The organism is Brevibacillus fulvus, assembly GCF_016908525.1.
GTDB classification, from domain to species: domain Bacteria; phylum Bacillota; class Bacilli; order Brevibacillales; family Brevibacillaceae; genus Brevibacillus_G; species Brevibacillus_G fulvus.
In genome coordinates this window covers 433,966-453,307 of sequence record NZ_JAFBEB010000001.1, presented here as the reverse complement: position 1 = coordinate 453,307, position 19,342 = coordinate 433,966, and the positions used below count along the sequence as shown (strand labels likewise).

Below are 19,342 nucleotides of genomic sequence, written 5' to 3'. Positions count from 1 at the left end.
TTGTGAATGTTTCGCCCCTTTGCCCTTTTGCGAACATAAAAACAAGGTTGAAACGGATCAGGTTATGTTTTACAAGTTAATAATACATTATTGAATACAAGATTGTCGACAATGTTGAATAAAAAAATTATTTTTTTAACGAACTTGCCTTTTCTGAATCCCTCCCACCTGACACGAATCGCTGCTGCACCTATAATGAACAAGTTTTTGGTAACGCTTACATTATACAATAATTAATCCATATTGTCGACAATTTTGCTTATTGCCGACAATTCGCACCATTTCGCTGGTGTTCGCTCGACATTTTCCATCTCTGACCCGGGCACCGAGGTGAACAAAACCAATTACATCGGATAGAAGATGTCGAGCGTTTTCAAAGAACGGCTTTCCTGATCGCGGATCGCTTGAATCCCCGCTTCCTTGTCGCGCAATTTCAAAGCATCAAGCTGGCGCCGATGTTCCTCATAGGAAGCGTGCATGTTCCTTCCTTGTCCCATATTTAAGACGCTTAAAGGACGAGATGATTTCCGTAATGAATGATGCATCTCAGCCAGAAATTCATTGTTGGCAATCGCGAAAATCGTTTCGTGAAACTTCTCATTGAGTGAATAATAGCTCACGATATCATCACTCTCGATTGCCGCCCATTGCCCGGCAAGAATTTCCTCCAACTGCTGAATATCGTGATCCGTCACGTTTTCCACCGCTTTGGCCATTGCGATTTCTTCCAGGCGAAAAGTTGCGTCGTACAATTGGTGGATCTCTTTCTTGGAGAACTTTTTGACAACAAAACCATGGTGGGGAACACGCGTGACGAGCCTTTCCTTTTCAAGCATCAACAGCGCTTCACGAATCGGAGCTCTGCTCGTATGAAATTCTTCGGCAAGCTTGGTTTCAACCAAATGTTCATTTGGGCTGAGCTTTCCGTTGGCGATCCGTTGTGCCAGTTCTTCCGCAATTTGCAAGGCGATCGTTTTCTTCGTCTCCTTCACTTCCTAAAGCTCCTCTTGAGTTAAAATGATGTTCACTGATTCTTATTATAGTATATTTTGTCAGAAAAAAGGTAATGAAGTGAACGGATTCTGGCAAAAGCTTTCATCATCGCAAAAGGAAGAGCGGACACAGATCGTCCGCGGTGTTCCACTGCTTGTTTGCGGAATGAAGGAAAGGACAAAAATGGCCAGCGGTGAACCGGGACCAACAAATTCCGAATGTCAAGCAGTACCGCCGGCATACTCTGTCGGCTTGCGGCGGTACTTTCTTTGTTTTCGGCGAGATTACCGTTTCGGAAAGCGGAATTTCGCTGTTTTCTTTGGATTCACAACCTGGGATATTGCCAGGTCGCCTCTTTCCCCAAGCAAACAAACGAGATCGTTGCTGGTCAAGTGAGGAAACTGTTCCTGTAAAAAGTGGAACATGCCGTCCATCGCCAATTCCGCTGCCACGTCCAGCGATTCATGTGAGGCCAGCGCATAATAGTACTGTTCATCTTCAACAAATGGCAGCGCTTGTTGCTTTCCTTTGATCAATTCGAGTGTTACCGTGACTTTGCCGCCAATCTCCACGCCGCAACCGGCCACTTCCCCGTCGCCCATGACCGCGTGCAGGTCGCCGATAGCCAGATTGGCTCCCGACTGAAAGACAGGCAAATAGACGGTCGCACCGGTCGTAATCTCTTTGGTGTCCAGGTTTCCGCCATATTCGTTTGGCACGAGTGTCGAGATGCTGCCTTCCCGCGGTGAAACGCCGATCACCCCGATCATGGGGCGAAGGGGTATCCGCTGGGAACGATCAAACACCAGCTCATTGTGTTCAACGGGGAACCTTTTGACTTCCGGATATTCCACGAACTTTTTCACGCCATAGCTGCCAGGGCGAAGATAGACGGTTCCCACTTCATCCAGCTCGATCTGTTCGATCGTCACTTTCAATGTATCGCCCGGTTCAGCCCCAGCGATAGCGACAGGCCCGGTTGCCGGATTTATCCCGTTCAGTTCGATCGATTGATGAGAGGAACTCTCCGTAATCTGATTGCCGTAGCAATCCATCGTTTCAAACACGACCTGAGTGCCTGGTTGAACCGTCAGCACGGGCTGGGCTGCTGCCGCAAATTCATAAATGCAATGTTGTTTGGAGATTTTCTCCATGATCTTTTCCTTCTTTCTGACAATCGTTGGATCATTTAACCGGTTGAATGGCAATGTTGGCAGCCACCAGCGACTGGCGAATCGTTTGGGCAAATGACAAGGCGTGCGGCCCATCTCCATGGATGCAAATCGTATCCGCCTGAATTTGAATCTCAACCCCTTGTTCGGTGCGGACCATACCTTCTGTTACCATCCGGATTACTTGCGCTGCGGAACGTTCCGATTCATGAATCATGGCGTTGGCCTGCGTACGCGGCGTCAAACTGCCATCCTGCTGATACGTTCGGTCCGCGAACACTTCCTGGGCAGTTTGCAAACCTGCCTTTTTCCCGGCTTTGATCAATTCGCTGCCCGCCAAACCGAACAGCACCAGTTCAGGATCAACGCGATAGACCGCCTCCGCAATCGCTTCCGCCAGGCGGACGTTTTTCGCCGCCATATTGTACAGCGCGCCATGCGGTTTGACATGTTGCATGACGCCGCCTTCCGCCCGAACAAATCCATACAGGGCTCCGATCTGGTACACGACCATATCGTAAGCTTCCTGTGCGGAAATATCCAGAACGCGGCGGCCAAACCCGACCAAATCGGGCAAACCTGGATGAGCGCCGACGGCCACTCCTTTTTCCAGCGCCAATTTCACCGTTTTTCGCATTGTTGCCGGATCACCGGCGTGAAAACCGCAAGCGATATTGGCGGAAGAAATATAATCGAGGAGTTGCTCGTCCTGCCCCATCGTATACGCTCCAAAACTTTCGCCCATGTCACAATTGAGATCGACGCGGCTCATCCCCGCTCCCCCCTGCCTGAAAATAATTGTAAACCAAGCTTGATGCGTTTCATCGTCGCTTCCCGCCGCAACAGAGCCGATTGCGCTTCTCTCAGCGTTATTTCCTGAAAGCGGACCATTTCTCCCGGCTTAAACTGGGCCAACAGCGGTAAATCGACCGTCGCGACATGGCCGATTTTCGGATAGCCGCCGGTCGTTTGCCGATCAGCCATCAGGACGATCGGGTTGCCTTCCGGCGGCACCTGAATCGTTCCGACAGTGACCGCTTCCGACGTCAATTCCAGCGGCATGGTCAATTCCAGCTTCGCTCCGCTCAGTCGATAGCCCATCCGGTCAGAGTGCGGCGTGATCTGATACTCGCTGGCAAAAAACGCCGAGCGGCTCTCCGCTGTAAAGCAGGCAAAATGTTCCGCCGGAATGACGCGTATGCATGATTGTGTATAACTGGGAAACAACGACTGGGAAATATGCCAGTCCGCTGCGGCAAACGAGGCGTAATCCATTTTCTCGGCCAACTGTCGGGAAGCGGCATAATTTCCTTGCTGCTTCCGTTGCTGTCTTTGGATGATGTCTCCTTCCGCCAAGGCTCTGCCGTGATAGCCGCCGATACCGGCCCGCAGGTTAGTGTCTCGACTGCCCAAGACGATCGGCACATCAAAGCCGCCTTCAACAGCGAGATAGGCCCGGCACCCTTTCCGTGCATAGCCAAATTGCAGCATGCTGCCTTTTCGTACCCAGACCGGCCGATTCAGAGCGACTGGCTCGCCATTGATTTCCGGCGAAAGGTCCCCGCCGCAGATCGCGATCAGCATTTCTTCGTGAAAAAGCAGGCGCGGTCCTTTCAAGGTAATCTCCATGCCTGCCGCTCCTTCGTCATTGCCGACCAAGTAGTTGGCCAGCCGCAGCGCAAGCGTGTCCATCGCTCCACCGACGATGATCCCATATTTTTGAAAACCGTTGCGGCCGAGATCCTGAATCGTCGTGTTCATCCCCGGTTTGATCACTTCGATGCTCATCGCGCCACCTCCTGCCATCGGTCAAACTCTTCGCGCGTGATTGCTCGAAATCGTACCGTATCACCTGCCTGAAGCAAGGTGGGCGGTTCATGTTCCGGCCGAAACAGACGCAGCGGTGTTTTCCCGATTAACTGCCAGCCGCCCGGACTTTCGATCGGATAAACGCCCGTTTGGCTTCCGCCGATGCCGACACTGCCTGCTTCGATTCGTAACCGTGGTGTGCCGCGGCGCGGTGTGGCAATCCGTTCATCCAATCCGCCCAAATAGGGAAACCCGGGAGCAAACCCGATCATGTGGACAAGGTAATCCGGTGCGGTATGAAGCCGAATGACTTCTTCGACACTCAGCTGGTGGTAATCAGCCACTGCCTCCAAATCAGGCCCCAACTCTCCGCCGTAGCAAACCGGAATCTCGACGATTCTGCTGTCAGCGCTTGGCCGCTCGGTTACTTGCGCCAAAATCTTTTGCAACAAAGCGCACACCCGTTCATAGGGCGATTGCGGGGAAGCAGGATCAGAAAGCAAAACCGGGTCATAGTAAACGGTAACGGTGGTAAATGCCGGTACATATTCCACCATGCCGTAAAACGGCGATTCCTCCAAGTAATCTGCGAGGGTTCTGACTTTTTCGTGAGTCAATCGATCAATCGCTTGCCCCAGTTTCACCATTACGCCCGAATCACCAAGAGGAAAAAAATCGTAGTTTTCCATCTCGTTCCCCTCTTTTGTTCCGAATTATAGAATGATCATTCCGAATTTAACCGGAAAGAAAAGAGGAGTTATCCTCCTCTTTTTTAATGTGTTTCTCCGCCCACTTCAACAATATCGGTTTCCGTCTTGAGCGCCACCTCGATGGCAGTGACCAATCCTTTGACAATCGTGTCCAAAGCCATGCTGGGCTGATGCGGTTGAAGCGCCGCTTGCTCCGGCAGAAACGGAATATGGATAAACCCGCCGCGGATCGGAGATTGCTTTTCCGCCAGATAATGCATCAACCCGTAAAAAATGTGGTTGCAAACAAATGTACCCGCGGTTTGGGATACCGCCGCCGGAACCCCGCGCAAATTCATTTCTTTTACGATCGCTTTGATCGGCAAAGTGCTCCAGTAGCCGACTGGCCCGCCGGGAATAACAGGCGTATCGATCGGTTGGTTTCCTTCGTTGTCGGGAATCCGCGCATCGTTGACGTTAATCGCGACGCGTTCCACCGTAATCTGTGGCCGCCCGCCTGCTTGACCGACGCAAATGACCAGATCAGGGTTGACTTGCTCCATTGCCTGATACAAATGGGTCAGTGCCTTGTCGAACACGGTCGGCACTTCCCGCACCTCAATCAGAAACTCCTCTGTCTGCACATCCTTCAGGCGCTTCACCGCTTCCAGCGCAGGATTGACCTGATCGCCGCCAAACGGATCAAATCCCGTAACCAATACTTTTTTCATCATAATCCCTCCCTTTTTGCCCTATGTTTTGTCCGTTCCATCCCAACTCCGCCGAAATTTGCCGCGCCGCCTGCTGCAGCAGGGAAATCAATGCCGGCAACCGCTCCGCACCAAACCGCACGTCCGGTCCGGCAATACTCAATCCGGCGCACAACCGTCCTTTGTGGTCAAAGATGGGTGCGGCCACTGCCGCTGTATTTTCTTCCAGTTCGGAATAGCTGATCGTATAGCCGTCAGTTCTGGCATTGCTCAATATCTGACGAAGCTGCTGTTTGTCCGTGATCGTCCCGGTCGCAATCGGGATCAACTCGGTTTTCCGCAAATAGCGTTCACGTTCCGCTTCATCCAAATAAGCCAGGATGATACGAGAACAAGCACCTGCGTACAAAGGAGATCTGCGGCCAATTTTGGTATACAGTCTGACCGGATGCAACGTGTCCAACTTTTCAATGTAGATGGCCTGATCCCCATCCTTCACGATCAGATTGACCGCTTCGTCGACCTGGTCCCGCAACGTTTGCATCACCGGCAAAGCGATCTGCCGAATGTCCAGACGATCGGCAACCAGTTGTCCATATTGCAAAAATACAAGTCCCAACCGATAGCGGCCGCTTTCATCTTTTTGCAAGAAACCCATTTCTTCCAGCGACCCGACCATACGATGCACGGATGTTTTCGGTCTGCCCGACAATTCCGCCATTTCATTCAGACTCAGTCTGCTATGCTGGAGAAAAAGCTGGAGCACATCCATTGATTTGACGAGGGTTTTATTCTTATTTTGGATCATGCAGCTTCGTCGTCTCCCCTCTGTACGAAACGATGATGGTTGTTTTTTATTTTAGCACGATTTGCAATATTTGTATAAGCTGTCCAACCATACCTCTATCACAGGGAGAAGCAATACATCAGAACGATATTGACAGCGAGAATGATCAAAGCCGTCGGTATTTGCACGCGGATGACATGGTTTTTGTCTTTCAAGTCAAGCAGCGCCGCCGGGACGATATTGAAGTTGGCTGCCATCGGTGTCATCAGCGTTCCGCAATAACCGGCAAACATCCCGATCGCTGCCAGGTGGTTGGCATCGACGCCAAATTGGCCGATCAACAGCGGTACAGCGATTCCGGCGGTCATCACCGGAAAAGCGGCAAAGGCGTTCCCCATGACCATCGTAAACAACGCCATGCCGATACAGTAAGCGAATACCACCCAAAACAAGGAATGGGTCGGAATCACCTGGCTGACCAAATTTGAAACGACGCTGCCGACGCCGGCCGTATTAAAAATCGTCCCGAGTGTCGCCAACATTTGCGGCAATACCGCTGCCCAGCCGATCGCCTCCAGCAATCTTCTCGATTCCTTGACAGCCACAGCCGGCGCGGACTTGGTCATCCACAGTCCTACGATCAAGGCAATCAGGGTGGCGACTCCCAGCGCCACAAGCGTAATGTTTTTCGGATCAAAAATGAACAATTCGCCAATTTTCACATCTTTCATTCCGGTAGCACCGGCCACAGTCAAAATTGGAATCAACAATGCCGGGATAAACAGCTTATGTCCCAGGCGATTGCGGTTTTGGATCCGTTCTTCGCGGCTCGCTTCGCCATAACTGCCCAGCTTCAAACCGCCGGCGCCGACGATCGCGACCATGACGAGCACAAGCAACCCCATGAAAAACGGCGGGATGACGCTGCCCAACAGCAAGGAGATACCATAAAGCAAATAGAAGAGTCCGGATGTGATCCGTCGCGGGTTTTTCTTGTCGACGAACGTATAAAAGCTGCCGCAGACCGCGATTAAGCCGAGAAAAATATAAACCCATTCAATTGAAATAATCATCGACTACTCCTCCTTCCCCTGTTCAAGCGGAACGTTTTTTCCTGCCCCCAACTGTTTTTGCAGTGAACGGTCGAGCAAATACAGACGAATACAATGGACGATCAAGGCAGCAATCGCCGTAGGAATTGCCCAGAGCGCCATTTTCAGCGGATCGGACGGGATATTGTTCTGGTCAAAAAACCCTTTCATCAGCAGGATGGCGCCAATGGCGACAAACACATCCTCCCCGAAAAAGACACCGATATTATCGGCGGCGGCAGAGTGGGCGCGGATCTTGTCGCGCACATCATCGGGCAATTTTCCATACTTGGCTTCAGCTGCGCCTTCTGCCATCGGAGCAACGAGCGGGCGAACCATTTGCGCATGTCCGCCGATGGACGTCAAACCAACGGCAGCAGCTGCTTCACGAATAATAAAGTAGGCGGTAATAATCCGGCCCGTTGTCGCCGCTTTAATCTTGGAAACAACATTTTCGGCCTGTTCCCGCAAGCCAAAGCGCTCCAACAGACCAATGACCGGCAAAGTGGCGATAAAAACAGCCATGTAACGGTTGGTTGTAAATGCTTGGCCGAACTGCTCAATAATTTCATACAATGATTGCTGGGCAATCAGCCCGGTCACCAGCCCTGCGATGGTTACAACCAAGAGCGGATTCATCCGAATGATAAAGCCGACGATAACGATGGCAACCCCGATTAACACCATAGTTCTTCTCCCCTTTGTCTTTTCATTTATATATCTAAAGCGGGCGTTTCCGCTCTAGTCCAATGCGAACCCGTCCATCGGCCATAACGTTCCGGACGATTTTTACCTGGGTTGGTCTGCTTTTGATCCAGTCGAGGATGGCCTGCTGCACGACCAGATGCGCATGTTTGCAGGCGGCCAGTTCCGCTCCGTAAACGGTCTCGTCGTTTACTTCCGTCATCAAGTCTGCTGTCATCCATTTGCCAAAACGTTCAATCAATTCATGCGATTGGCTGTTTGCTGGCGAATGACGGGTATAGGCGATGCTGCCGTTGGACAGTTCGATCGGAAAGTGTTGTGGATCAAACTGGTTGCCCCAACGGGTATACGTGTATAGCCACCGCTCATTATCCATTGCCACTGCCGGATCTGCCTGCAAACGTAAAGTCAGGAACGAACGCAAGGATTGATATGCCGCCCGCTGTTCATCCGTATAGGTGGTCAGTTCCCGCCAGATTGTATACATCCGCGCGCTGGGAATCCAATAAGAAACCGGAAAGCGCGGTGGGCTGTTATACCCGCTAAAAGGCTGAATCCACTCATGCGACGGCACGCCGTGATCATCGAGCACAATATCAGGCGCCCAGCGTTGCCAAACTTTTGGATAAGCCCGGCTTTCGCCAAACGGGACATCCTCCTGAAAGCGATACTTGGCAAACTCCAAACCGCAAGCGTTGTAACGCGCGGCATGATGCTTCCAGCATGGATGTTCGGCAGCCATCACCGCATGCAAGTCGGCGCCGTCGACATTTTCCAATGGTATCAGCACGAGATTGAGCCGATCCAGCAGAGCGGGCGCTTGCCTGAACTGTTCAATCAACTGCAAGGCCGCATTCGTGCTCGACACTTCATTGGCATGGTGACGCTCATTGATAAACAGCGTCGGCTTATACAAAGCGTGCTTCAACCGACTGGCAATTATCTGGTCGCTGCCGCTGTCCGCGAACAGTTCGACAAGCCAGATCGGTTCGCCGTTAAAAGAAAAATCTAGCGGGACGAGCTCACCCGGCAAACTTTCCCGCCGGTTTTCCAGCCATTGCCGTACATCTTCATTGACAAAGACATCTTCATCCAGCGATTTCTCAGGCAAGGTTTTTGCAGCATAACTCCCATTTCGGCGAACCGTTCCCGCTGATGACAACCACTGTTCGCACATCGTCGCCGACGCATGATCTTTTACACCGGCCACTACGAATCGCCGCTGTCCGTCAACGCGGCTCATCGAAACAACCCGCGCTCCGTCCCAAACAGCTTGCTCCGATGGATGAACGATCAATTCCTGCTGTTGGCAATCAATCAACGTAATCCGATGATCGGTTGGCAGAGCGTATAACGCCACTTCCGCACGCGGCTGCCCGTCCGGCTCGTGATGCATAAAGGGCAGGATGCCGCCGGGAGCGTCCCAGCCGTCGTCTTCCTGTTTCTTTCCGTAATCATGCAGCAGATGCAACGTATAAAAATAAATGTCCTCATGCAGCGCTTCCAGCGTCGAACTCGTTTCCTCCAAATACGGAATCTTCCGATCGGCCGCATCCATCCAAACATGACAGTCCAGCCGCAAAAATTTCGGCACCCCTGCTACGAAACCGCTGCGGGAGATCACCTCCGGCAGCACCGTTTGCTGGTACCACCGCCAAAATCGATAAGGGTTGGTGGCAAACCTGCGCCCGGCCTTCTCCCGCTTCTGTCCGGCCTCATAAATCCGGCAACCGCTGTACGGAACCAGCACATACCCGCGGCTTTCCTGGCCAGGCATATACGGCTGGCTCGCAACCCAACCTTCCCATTGCCACTCCGCCAACAGCTCACCCTGCTTGTCGCGGGCCGCAATCCGAAACATCGGTGCCGTTTCCTCCTCGGCCAATTGGAGGTGAATGTTTTCCAGCGGCAAAGCAAGCTCCCTGGATAATATCGCGTCAAGCGGATACAGTTCCTGCAAAAATCGCTGAATCAGCTCCAAATGGCGTACTTGCGGACGAAATGCGCGGGCCTGCAACACGACGCTTTCGATCTTTGGCAGCTGTTTGAGCTGCGGCAGCACATCCTGAAGCGCCCAGTTGAGCCCGGCCTTGTTCGCGTCCCGATAGACAAAGCTCACGGTTACGCCCGCTATCTTTTGCAGCCGGTCGGCCAACTGTTCCGCCCACTTTGCAAAAGTCGGCTCACTGACAGTCGTTGTCACTTCGATTTGCCAGGCTTTATTGTGAACTTCATCCATGCCCGGCTCGGTCCAGACGGCCAGGAGATACTGTTCGATTTCCGCCAATTCCCCGTTATCTTGCCAATTGGCTGTCCAAACCGGTTTGGCCTGTTCCACCTGCAACTTTACTGAACCATCGCTCATTTTTGCTCCGGCCAAACGCTGCCAAAGCTCAACCGGTTTGCCCAGATGCTCTGGAACATTGACCTGTTTGATCTCGCTGCCGGACAGTTTGGCAAACATTTGCAAGCCCAATTCCGCCCGCCGGCGTATATCGGGATGTGGACTTTGCAATGCAGCAAAACGATGCCGCCAAGTACCTTCAGCCAAGACATCCAAAGGAACAAACCATTCGGCGATCAATTCGCGAACAAAGGGGAGCAACTCGCCCGGCTTGGCGACAATCCGCAATTTGTGCTCCTCGACGAGCGTCGCTTCCGCAGCCGGGTTGTTCGCCGCGTTGCCGATCGAGATGTGAAACCGTTGATTTTCCGCCTTCTCCTCGCCGCAATCGGTCAAAGGAAAACAGACATAACCTGCAGATAACGCCAACCGCGCCGCCAATTCCACGCAAGCGATCGTCGCTTCTTCCGCAGCATCGTTCACCTCAAAGCAAAGATCAAGCGTTGGATGAAGCTCCTCTTCACGCTGTTCATAGACGCCATCGGTCGTAAACAAGCTGTGCAGCGAGAAGCCGGAAGAGCTTTTCGACGGTTGCCGTCGGGTTTGCGGCAACAGCCGTTGCCAAGGGATGTTGCGGATTTGCATGTGCTGGCCATCGCCTTCTGTATTGCCGAAATTGTCTGACACAAGCGACCTGGCAGCGTGCAAGACCATTTGTGGGCTTGTCCCGGTGATAACGATCATCGAACGGTCACCACGCTGTATTTGGCAAATCAGCCCGCGCTGTTCGCCCGGCTGTTCCCTGATCGTTTGCAACCGCTTCAAATCCTGCTCGTCCAAAAATTGGGCCAACCAAGCAAGTTCATGGCCGACCAGCACGTGAAACCGCTGATCTGATCGATCGCTCATTTGATCCAGACGATCAAACGAAAACAGTTGATCCACAATCGGCAACGACAGATTTGTCAGATGCAAACCGATTCGCCCCGCCAGTTCGATCAGCGCCGCGCTTTCCCAGCAAGATCGTTGCGACGGTACGGTGATGCGCGAACGCAAGCCGGCTGGATAATGTTGCCCCTTTTTGGCAAAGAAAAGCCCGTCCACCGTCCAGAATTGACCAATATCCAACGCGATCCCCCCTATACGAGCGTCATATTCCGATTTTCGGAATCTATATTTCGAAAAATGTTATTTTCATGATAAACTTTATGCAATAAAAAAATCAATACTTATTTTTCAGAAGGTTTACACAGTTCGCAATTGAAAAGAGCCTCGCATGAAAAGCAAGGCTCGCCTGTTCGTTCTGCTATATTCTTCTATAAACTTGTCTCGTCGCCAAAAAATTCTTCGTACAAGGCGATAACCGCCCGTTTTGCATCGACTTCTTTCACGCCGAACATCATGCTTACCTCGGAGGAACCCTGGTTAATCATTTCCAGGTTGACTTTTGCCTTGGCCAGTGCGGATGTAGCCCGGGCAGACGTCCCCACCGATCTCCGCATTCCCTCGCCGACAATCATTACCAATGCCAAATCACAGGTGACTTCCACATCCTCCGCATGCAACTCTTCCTTTATACGCCGGATCACTTTCGCCTGAATTTCCGGAGTAAATCCGTCTTTCCGCAAAATCACGGAAATGTTATCAATTCCGGAGGGAGTATGTTCGTAAGCGAGTCCTTCATCTTCCAAGATTTGCAGCAATCTGCGGCCAAACCCAATTTCCCTGTTCATTAAATACTTGCTGACAAAGATGCTGCAAAACCCGCTGTCACTGGCAATCCCGGTAACATGGTAGTCTCTGCTGGCCCGCTCCGCCACGATCATTGTCCCCGGGGCAGCCGGGTTGTTGGTGTTTTTGATGCAGACCGGAATCCCCGCGCGATAGGCAGGCAGCAGCGCTTCCTCGTGGAACACGGTAAAGCCGGAATAGGAGAGCTCCCGCATTTCCCGATAGGTAATTTCTTTTATTTCTTTCGGCTGATCGATCAGTTGCGGATTTACCACGTAAACCGAATCGACGTCGGTAAAGTTCTCATACAGTTCTGCTTCCGTTGCCGCCGCGAGGATAGACCCGGTAATGTCGGAACCGCCTCGCGAAAACGTAACCAAGATTCCCTCCTCGGTATATCCGAAAAACCCGGGGAAAATGACAATCTCATCCCGCTCGCGCAGTTGTTTTAGCCGTGCGTAAGCTTCCGGCAGCACCTGGGCCTGCCCCGCTTCATCGGTGACCAATAAACCGGCTTCATACGGATTGACATAGCTCGCCTTTACGCCGAGGCTTTGCAAATAGCTGGCCACCACTTTGGCACAGGTATCCTCTCCGGATGCTTTGACGCGGTCGAGAAATCGGGCCGGCGCCTCCCCCTCCTTACGCCGCATTTGCTCGTGCAACTCGGCGCCAATCCGTTCCGTCACCGCTTCTGCCAACTGCAGCCCGTTTCCGATCTCGACGAATCGACTGACGATTTCGTCGCGGATCGCTTCGGCCTCCGTATCGGCCAGACAAGCGTTGACATAGTTTATCAACAAGTCCGTTACTTTCGTATCTTCCTTAAATCGTTTGCCGGGGGCTGATACGACGATCAATTTTCGTTGCGCATCCGCCTGAATGATTTGGCATACCTTTTTGATCTGTTCGGCGCTGGCCAAAGAAGTTCCCCCAAATTTTGCTACTTTCATCTCCTAACTCCTCCATCTGGTTAAAGGCTTTGTCATTACCGACCGTATTTTGGATTACTGTTATAGGGTAAATGAGTTCCGTCAAAAAGACAAGTGTCTTTTTGACGCGGACATAAAAAGGATTTGTTTAGCTGTCATTTCTTTTTTGCAATATACTTATAAAATATCTTGATTGGTCAAATCTTCACGAACAATGATAAAATGCAAATAATTAGTAATATTTGCAAATTCGTAAAGGTTGTGTTACTGTGTCATTTTCTTGGAAAAGAAATTTGTTTGTTCTTTGGATCGGCGTCTTTTTTTGCAGTACGGCCTATTCGATCTCGATCCCTTTTTTGCCCATCTTTTTGCATTCTTCATTAGGCGTTCAGGATCACCTTGAGTTATGGTCGGGAATTTCCTTTGGCATTACGTTTCTGTCCAGCGCGCTAATCGCTCCTTACTGGGGCTCACTGGCTGACAAGTATGGGCGGAAACCGATGTTGATTCGGTCAGGTTACAGCTTGGCCGTCTTATATTTTCTGAACTATTTGGTAACCGATCCTTATCTGTTCGTCGGTCTCCGCATCTTCCAAGGATTGCTTGCCGGCTTCGTCCCCGCCTCGATTGCGCTGGTCGCAACCAACACGCCGGAAAAGCATGTCGGCTATGCGCTTGGAGTCATGTCAACAGCCGGTGCGACTGGCAATATTGTCGGACCATTGATCGGCGGCGTCGTCAGCCATCTTTGGGGCAACCGGGAAGCGTTTCTGTTTTCCACATGTGTCGTGTTAATTGCCGCTTTGATCGCGACCTTGTTCGCCAAAGAGACCACGTTTAATCGTTCGTCCGTCCGGTCTACTGTAAAAGAAGATCTGAAAATCGCCTTTGCCAATCGTCCGTTTGTCCGTGTGTTGGGGCTTACCATGATGGTGACCTGTTCCGTCATGCTGCTCGAGCCGTTAATCACGGTTTACGTGCTGCAATTGGGGGCTTCCCAACAGGATGCCTCGCTCAGTTCGGGGATTATTTTTTCCGCCGTCGGGATTGCCACGGTTTTGGCTGCGCCCCGCTGGGGAAAAATCGGCGGCAAGATTGGTTACAGCAAAGTTTTGTTTATCGGCTTGCTCGGCGGAGGGATCGGCAACCTGCTGCAATATGTGTTTACGAATCTGTATGGTTTTGGGGGACTCCGCTTCTTTTACGGCTTGTTCTTCGCGGCAGTCTATCCATCCATCAATGCCCTGATCGTCAAATTGACCGCCGCCGATTTCCGCGGACGGGCTTTCAGTTTGAATCAATCCGCCACCCAGATCGCCACCATGATCGGACCGATCCTCGGCGGTATTCTGGGCGGGCTGATCCCGATCCGCGCGATCTTTATTATCAATGGGCTTGCTTTGTTGCTGACCGCGTACGTCTTGAAACGAATCAGCGACCAGCCGTATTCAGCCTCAGAGACGATCATGAGCGAAAACGAAGTCCGCGCCAAATAAACCTGCCTGCCCTGTCCCTCGCTGCATAGCTGCCCTTCCTCTTGTGGAAAGCTAAAGCGACGATGGACAGAAAGGGGTCAGGCAATTGGCAGTTTTAGAAGCGTTTCGCGCACAACGACCAACCACTTTATCGGTCGCGGACAAAATCGCCTTCATCACGGGGGCAGGCTCCGGGATCGGCCGGGCAACGGCACGCAAGCTGGCCGCGCATGGGGCAAAAGTTTGTTTGGTTGATTTGAAAGATCGCCGCAGCGAGGAAGTAGAGCAACAGATCAGAGATGCCGGCGGCGAAGCCTTGTTTGTGGATACCGATGTCGGTGACCCGGAACGTGTTCAAAAAGCGTTCCAAGCCGCAGCCGAACGTTGGGGCAAAATCGATATCGTTTTTGCCAACGCCGGCATTAACGGCACATTGGCGCCGATCGAAGAAATGCCGCCCGACGCTTGGGACCAGACGCTGGATACGAACTTAAAAGGAACGTTTTTAACTGTTAAATACGCGATACCTTATATGAAACAAACGGGCGGCAGCATCATCATCACCAGTTCGATCAACGGCAATCGCACCTTTTCCGGTTTCGGCATGACCGCCTACAGTACATCCAAAGCCGGACAAATGGCTTTTGGCAAGATGGCCGCGCTGGAATTGGCTCGTTATCGTATACGCGTCAACATCATTTGTCCCGGTGCAATCCAGACCAATATCAGCGAGAGTACCCACCCTATGGCGAGTTTGGAGCAGATCAAAATACCGGTAAAATATCCGGAAGGAAATCAACCGCTGGAACACGGGCCCGGCCAACCGGAACAGGTTGCCGATTTGGTGCTGTTTCTTGCTTCAGATGCATCCCGGCACATTTCCGGTACGGAAATTTACATCGACGGAACGGAATCGCTGTTGTAAACTGTGTTCACATACAAACATATAAAGCGTTGCGGTGCTTGAAAATAAAAGGCAGAGACAAGCGGCATTGTTCCTTTGTCTAACCAACTTGGTGCCAAAGCACAGCTCCTTGGCTACAAGCGGCTGTTACGGCACTTTTCTGGTTTGGACGAGTGGAATAGCCACTTGTATCTGCCTTTTACTCATATAACCGATTCATGTCAAGCATTCACACTGTGCCGCTTATTTTTTTCTTGCACGCAGCTGATAGTATGTGACCGCCAACGCTAAAGCGAGCACAATCCCCTTGATAATATCGTAGGCATAGTACGGAAGATTCAGCATCGTCATGCCGTTCAGCAGCACACCGATCAGGATCGCTCCGATGAACGTGCCGAACACATTTGGTTTTCCGGCGCCAAAAACGGAGAAACCGACAAACGAAGCGGCCACGGCATCCATCAGCATCGAACCGCCGCTGTTGACTTGCCCTGTCCCTACCCGCGCCGCCAGCAAAATTCCGCCCAATCCGGCGAACAAAGCCGACAGCACATACGCCAATGTCCGATACCGGTCGACGGGAATCCCGGACAGGCGCGCGGCCTCCAGATTGCCCCCTGTCATATACAACATTCTCCCCTGCTTCGTGTAGGTCAGGTAGATATGAGTGATCAACACCAGCAAAAAGGTTAAAAGAACCGGGACAGGCACAGAAAGAATTTCTCCTTGGCCCAGCCAAAGAAACCACGGTTCGATCACCCCCGGTGCCGTCGAACCGTCTTCCATCGGCATATTGGGATAGATGGAATAACCTTTGGAATACGTTGTATGAATACCATTGACAATATAAAGCATCGATAATGTCGCCAGCAAATCAGGAATGCGAATTTTTACTGCCAGAAAGGCGTTGATCAAGCCGATCAGCAAACTGGCCGCGATCGGAACGAGCAAGGTCACCGCAGCGCCTTGTTGATACCATACCATCATCGACGCTGAGATGACTGTCGTCAACGAGACGATCGATCCAACAGACAAGTCAAACCCGCCGACGATCAAAGAAAAGGTAACCCCTACCGCGACAAAAGTCACAATCGAGATGGACCGCAAAATATCGGTAATATTGTCATATGTAAAAAAATACGGATTCAGCAAGCTAAACAGCAAAATGACCAGAACCACAACCGCCACTGTGCCGTACTTGTAAACCAATTGCAAAAAGCCGCTTCTTGTTGTCTCCACCTTATTCACCTCCGCTAGCATAAAACATCAGCAATTCTTGTGTTGCCTGTTCCGGCAGCAATTCCTTGACGATTCTTCCTTCATACATCACCAGAATGCGGTCGGCGATGCCAAGCGCTTCCTGAAACTCACAGGTAAAATACAAAATTCCCTTTTGCTGCTGGGCCAAATTGCCGATCAACCGGTAAATATCGCTTTTTGCCCCGATGTCGACGCCTTTCGTCGGTTCGTCAAACATAAATAGGCGGGCTTGTGTCGGCAGCCATTTGCCAATCGCGACTTTTTGCTGGTTTCCGCCGCTTAGATGCCCGACCAGTTGCCCCAGATTCGCCGTTTTGACACCGAGCTTTTGCACGAGCGTCTGCGCTTGCGCCGCTTCCAAGCCACGGCGGATGAAGCCAAGTGCTGACAAGGCAGCCAGGGCGGAGACCGACAGATTGTTTTTAACCGACTCTTCAACAAAGATGCCTTCTTTGCGGCGTTCCTCCGGCACCAACACGATTCCGGCATCTACCGCATCTTTTGGCGTTCGCAGACGGACGTTTTGCCCGGCCAGCCGAATTTCACCCGCTTCCAACCGATCTGCTCCAAAGAGCAGCCTCGCCAACTCCGTTTTGCCCGCACCGACCAGGCCCACGATCGCGACTATTTCTCCCTGGCGTACGGACAAGTCGACGCCGCGCACTTTTCCGCTTTTTGCCTGGGTTACTTCCAGCACAGGCTCACCCAGCGGAACGGCCACTTTCGGAAATTCTTCCGCAAACGTTTTGCCCAGCATATGCGAGATCACCTCATCGATCGTCGTGCTGGCCGTTGTCGTTGTCACGATTTTTTGCCCGTCACGCATGATCGTTATCCGGTCGCACAGCGCGAAGATTTCCGGCAGGCGGTGAGAAATGTAAATGATGCCAACGCCTGCCTGTTTTAACTGCGCAATGATCTGAAACAATCGCTCGGTTTCCCGTGTGCTGAGCGGTGCGGTCGGTTCGTCGAAAATGATGAATTTGGCGTTTTGCACCGCTGCGCGGGCGATAAGAATCAACTGTTTTTCGGACAGCGTGCATTCATCGACCTGTTTTTTTACCGGAATGGAAAAACCGAACCGTTGCAAAATCTCGGAAGATTCCGCATACAAGCGAGGCCAATTGACCAAACTTTTCGCCCGGGTTTGCACCTGCCGATCGAGCAAAATATTTTCGGCCACACTCAGGTAAGGAATCAGGGCGGTGTCGACTTCCTGGTAAACGCACTGAATTCCCAACTTTTTGGCATCTTGCGGCGTACGGATCACAACCGGCTGCTCATCGATCCAAATTTCCCCCTCATCCGCCGTGTAAGCGCCGGTGAGAATTTTCATCAACGTGCTTTTCCCCGCGCCATTTGCCCCGAGCAAGGCGTGGACTTCGCCCGCTTTCAGTTCAAAGTTAACCCCTTGCAAGGCGGGCACGCCGGAAAAGCTTTTGCAAATTCCTTTCATCTGCAGAGTGGACACCGCATGACACCCCCTTTATAAATAAGATTCCCGTTGAGTTGCAACGGGAATGAGCGAAAAAGTCGTTATTTTGGTTACTTGCCCCACTCCTTCACGTATTGAGAAAGGTCTCCCATCGTCACTTTTTTATCTTTTGGCAAATCTTTGGCTTCCACCAACACCGGGTTCAATTTCACACTGTCGGGAATCTGCTCTCCCTTGATTTTCTTGAACACGGTCTCTGCCTGCAACCGTCCGATATTGCTTGGATCAACCGCTGCGGTCGCCACCCATGGCGAGTTTTCTTCTTGCATCAATTGCAAATCCTCGTCGCTCATATCGATTCCGTACACTTTGATCTCGGTGCGACCGGCTTGCAAAATCGCGCGCGTTGCCCCTTTGGCAAATTCATCCCACGATGCCCAGACTGCGGTGATATCCCCTTTGTTCGGATATTTTTTCAAGATCGCTTCCATTTGCGATTGGGTATCCAAAGCCGTATTCGTCGTAGCGGAGCCAAAAGCGGCAACTTCCTTCAAGTCAGGATATTTTTGCTGGAATGCTGCGTAGGTGATTTGCCGTTTTTCCATGGGCGGGAAACCCGCTACCCAAATTTTCACGATGTTTCCCTTTCCACCGGTATCAGCGGCCAATTTTTCCAAAGTTAATTCCGCCAATTTTTCATCGTCCTGTTCGACAATCGGCACTCCGGGGATCTTAATGTCGGTGTCAAACAACACGAGCGGAATTTTACGGTCAACCGCTTTTTGCGCTCCTTGCTGCAACGCTTCCGCCGTGCCGTGATCAATCAGGATGCCATCAAAATGCTGATTGACCGCCGCGTCCAGGTTGGAAGCCATTTTGGCCAAATCCCCGTCCGCATTGAAGACAGTTAACTGTCCGCCGTTCTTTTCCACTTCCGATTTTACCCCGGCTATGTACTGAGCGGAAAACGTCCCCAAATTTTGCCGGATAATCAGGGCGATTTTTTTCGCACTTTCTTGACCGGCCGTTCCGCCATTGCCCGCAGCCGGGCTAGCCCCGCCTCCGCAAGCGGTTAAAGTCAGCGACAAGGCCGCGATGATTGAAAAAACCAGACTAATCCTCTTTTTCATATAGGTTTACCCCCTTTTTAAACTGTAAACATCCTCAGGTGCCTTTCCGGAGAGGGCAAAGAAGTACACGGCTGACAGAAGATTGAACTTTCCGACTCCTCTGCCGATAGGTCAAACGTGTGATCCTTTGCTTGTACGGTTCAGACTTTGCACTAAAAAAGCCTCTTTCAGATGA

General features: G+C 51.7%; 16 protein-coding genes. 2 read left to right on the top strand and 14 right to left on the bottom strand.

The window, feature by feature from the left end:
• Positions 1-344: 344 nt before the first annotated feature.
• The 11 genes from JOD01_RS02295 to JOD01_RS02245 form a co-directional block, all read right to left on the bottom strand.
• Positions 345-992, bottom strand: coding sequence for an FCD domain-containing protein (locus JOD01_RS02295; RefSeq protein ID WP_204516588.1), 648 nt, complete (start codon positions 990-992; stop codon positions 345-347).
• Between the two features lie 285 nt (positions 993-1,277).
• The gene (locus JOD01_RS02290) at positions 1,278-2,147 is read right to left on the bottom strand and encodes an acetamidase/formamidase family protein (RefSeq protein WP_204516587.1); all 870 of its coding nucleotides are present in this window, start codon (positions 2,145-2,147) and stop codon (positions 1,278-1,280) included.
• A 31-nt stretch (positions 2,148-2,178) separates the two neighbouring features.
• Positions 2,179-2,937 carry a LamB/YcsF family protein gene (locus tag JOD01_RS02285; protein ID WP_204516586.1) on the bottom strand — a complete coding sequence of 253 codons (759 nt, stop codon included), beginning with the start codon at positions 2,935-2,937 and terminating at the stop codon, positions 2,179-2,181.
• The gene (locus JOD01_RS02280) at positions 2,934-3,953 is read right to left on the bottom strand and encodes a 5-oxoprolinase subunit C family protein (protein ID WP_204516585.1); all 1,020 of its coding nucleotides are present in this window, start codon (positions 3,951-3,953) and stop codon (positions 2,934-2,936) included. Before JOD01_RS02280 ends, JOD01_RS02285 begins: the two co-directional genes overlap by 4 nt.
• Positions 3,950-4,663, bottom strand: a complete 714-nt coding sequence (gene pxpB, locus JOD01_RS02275; protein ID WP_204516584.1) for a 5-oxoprolinase subunit PxpB — start codon at positions 4,661-4,663, stop codon at positions 3,950-3,952. The genes JOD01_RS02280 and pxpB overlap by 4 nt, the downstream gene beginning before the upstream one ends.
• Positions 4,664-4,746: 83 nt before the next feature.
• Complete coding sequence (gene pcp / locus JOD01_RS02270; RefSeq protein WP_204516583.1) at positions 4,747-5,394, bottom strand: pyroglutamyl-peptidase I; 648 nt, start codon at positions 5,392-5,394, stop codon at positions 4,747-4,749.
• Positions 5,366-6,178, bottom strand: coding sequence for an IclR family transcriptional regulator domain-containing protein (locus JOD01_RS02265; RefSeq protein WP_204516829.1), 813 nt, complete (start codon positions 6,176-6,178; stop codon positions 5,366-5,368). The genes pcp and JOD01_RS02265 overlap by 29 nt, the downstream gene beginning before the upstream one ends.
• A gap of 101 nt (positions 6,179-6,279) precedes the next feature.
• Positions 6,280-7,233 (bottom strand): DUF979 domain-containing protein, encoded by a 954-nt coding sequence (locus tag JOD01_RS02260; protein WP_204516582.1) that lies wholly within the window; start codon positions 7,231-7,233, stop codon positions 6,280-6,282.
• Between the two features lie 3 nt (positions 7,234-7,236).
• The gene (locus tag JOD01_RS02255) at positions 7,237-7,938 is read right to left on the bottom strand and encodes a DUF969 domain-containing protein (protein WP_204516581.1); all 702 of its coding nucleotides are present in this window, start codon (positions 7,936-7,938) and stop codon (positions 7,237-7,239) included.
• Between the two features lie 34 nt (positions 7,939-7,972).
• Positions 7,973-11,428: a M14 family metallopeptidase gene (locus JOD01_RS02250; protein ID WP_204516580.1), complete on the bottom strand. Its 3,456-nt coding sequence runs from the start codon at positions 11,426-11,428 to the stop codon at positions 7,973-7,975.
• A 188-nt stretch (positions 11,429-11,616) separates the two neighbouring features.
• Positions 11,617-12,984: an aspartate kinase gene (locus JOD01_RS02245; RefSeq protein WP_204516579.1), complete on the bottom strand. Its 1,368-nt coding sequence runs from the start codon at positions 12,982-12,984 to the stop codon at positions 11,617-11,619.
• Positions 12,985-13,232: 248 nt separating this feature from the next.
• Here JOD01_RS02245 and JOD01_RS02240 point away from each other — a divergent pair, with 248 nt between their 5' ends.
• Both JOD01_RS02240 and JOD01_RS02235 read left to right on the top strand, forming a co-directional pair.
• Positions 13,233-14,459 carry an MFS transporter gene (locus tag JOD01_RS02240; protein WP_204516578.1) on the top strand — a complete coding sequence of 409 codons (1,227 nt, stop codon included), beginning with the start codon at positions 13,233-13,235 and terminating at the stop codon, positions 14,457-14,459.
• An 85-nt stretch (positions 14,460-14,544) separates the two neighbouring features.
• Positions 14,545-15,363 (top strand): SDR family oxidoreductase, encoded by an 819-nt coding sequence (locus JOD01_RS02235; protein WP_204516577.1) that lies wholly within the window; start codon positions 14,545-14,547, stop codon positions 15,361-15,363.
• Positions 15,364-15,585: 222 nt separating this feature from the next.
• Here the strand turns inward: JOD01_RS02235 and JOD01_RS02230 are convergent, their stop codons facing one another.
• From JOD01_RS02230 to JOD01_RS02220, 3 genes are all read right to left on the bottom strand, one after another.
• On the bottom strand, positions 15,586-16,602 hold the full coding sequence (locus JOD01_RS02230) for an ABC transporter permease (protein ID WP_204516576.1): 1,017 nt from the start codon (positions 16,600-16,602) through the stop codon (positions 15,586-15,588).
• Positions 16,583-18,073, bottom strand: coding sequence for an ATP-binding cassette domain-containing protein (locus JOD01_RS02225; protein ID WP_204516575.1), 1,491 nt, complete (start codon positions 18,071-18,073; stop codon positions 16,583-16,585). The genes JOD01_RS02230 and JOD01_RS02225 overlap by 20 nt, the downstream gene beginning before the upstream one ends.
• A gap of 74 nt (positions 18,074-18,147) precedes the next feature.
• Positions 18,148-19,167, bottom strand: coding sequence for a sugar ABC transporter substrate-binding protein (locus JOD01_RS02220; protein WP_204516574.1), 1,020 nt, complete (start codon positions 19,165-19,167; stop codon positions 18,148-18,150).
• Between the last annotated feature and the right edge of the window lie 175 nt (positions 19,168-19,342).

Excerpts from the sequence above, each read along its gene's own strand:
- JOD01_RS02285 (WP_204516586.1), bottom strand. The coding sequence starts at position 2,937 with ATGAGCCGCGTCGATCTCAATTGTGACATGGGCGAAAGTTTTGGAGCG.
- JOD01_RS02220 (WP_204516574.1), bottom strand. The coding sequence starts at position 19,167 with ATGAAAAAGAGGATTAGTCTGGTTTTTTCAATCATCGCGGCCTTGTCG.
- JOD01_RS02255 (WP_204516581.1), bottom strand. The coding sequence starts at position 7,938 with ATGGTGTTAATCGGGGTTGCCATCGTTATCGTCGGCTTTATCATTCGG.
- JOD01_RS02260 (WP_204516582.1), bottom strand. The coding sequence starts at position 7,233 with ATGATTATTTCAATTGAATGGGTTTATATTTTTCTCGGCTTAATCGCG.
- JOD01_RS02290 (WP_204516587.1), bottom strand. The coding sequence starts at position 2,147 with ATGGAGAAAATCTCCAAACAACATTGCATTTATGAATTTGCGGCAGCA.
- JOD01_RS02230 (WP_204516576.1), bottom strand. The coding sequence starts at position 16,602 with ATGCTAGCGGAGGTGAATAAGGTGGAGACAACAAGAAGCGGCTTTTTG.
- pxpB (WP_204516584.1), bottom strand. The coding sequence starts at position 4,663 with ATGGAAAACTACGATTTTTTTCCTCTTGGTGATTCGGGCGTAATGGTG.
- JOD01_RS02280 (WP_204516585.1), bottom strand. The coding sequence starts at position 3,953 with ATGAGCATCGAAGTGATCAAACCGGGGATGAACACGACGATTCAGGAT.
- JOD01_RS02245 (WP_204516579.1), bottom strand. The coding sequence starts at position 12,984 with ATGAAAGTAGCAAAATTTGGGGGAACTTCTTTGGCCAGCGCCGAACAG.
- pcp (WP_204516583.1), bottom strand. The coding sequence starts at position 5,394 with ATGAAAAAAGTATTGGTTACGGGATTTGATCCGTTTGGCGGCGATCAG.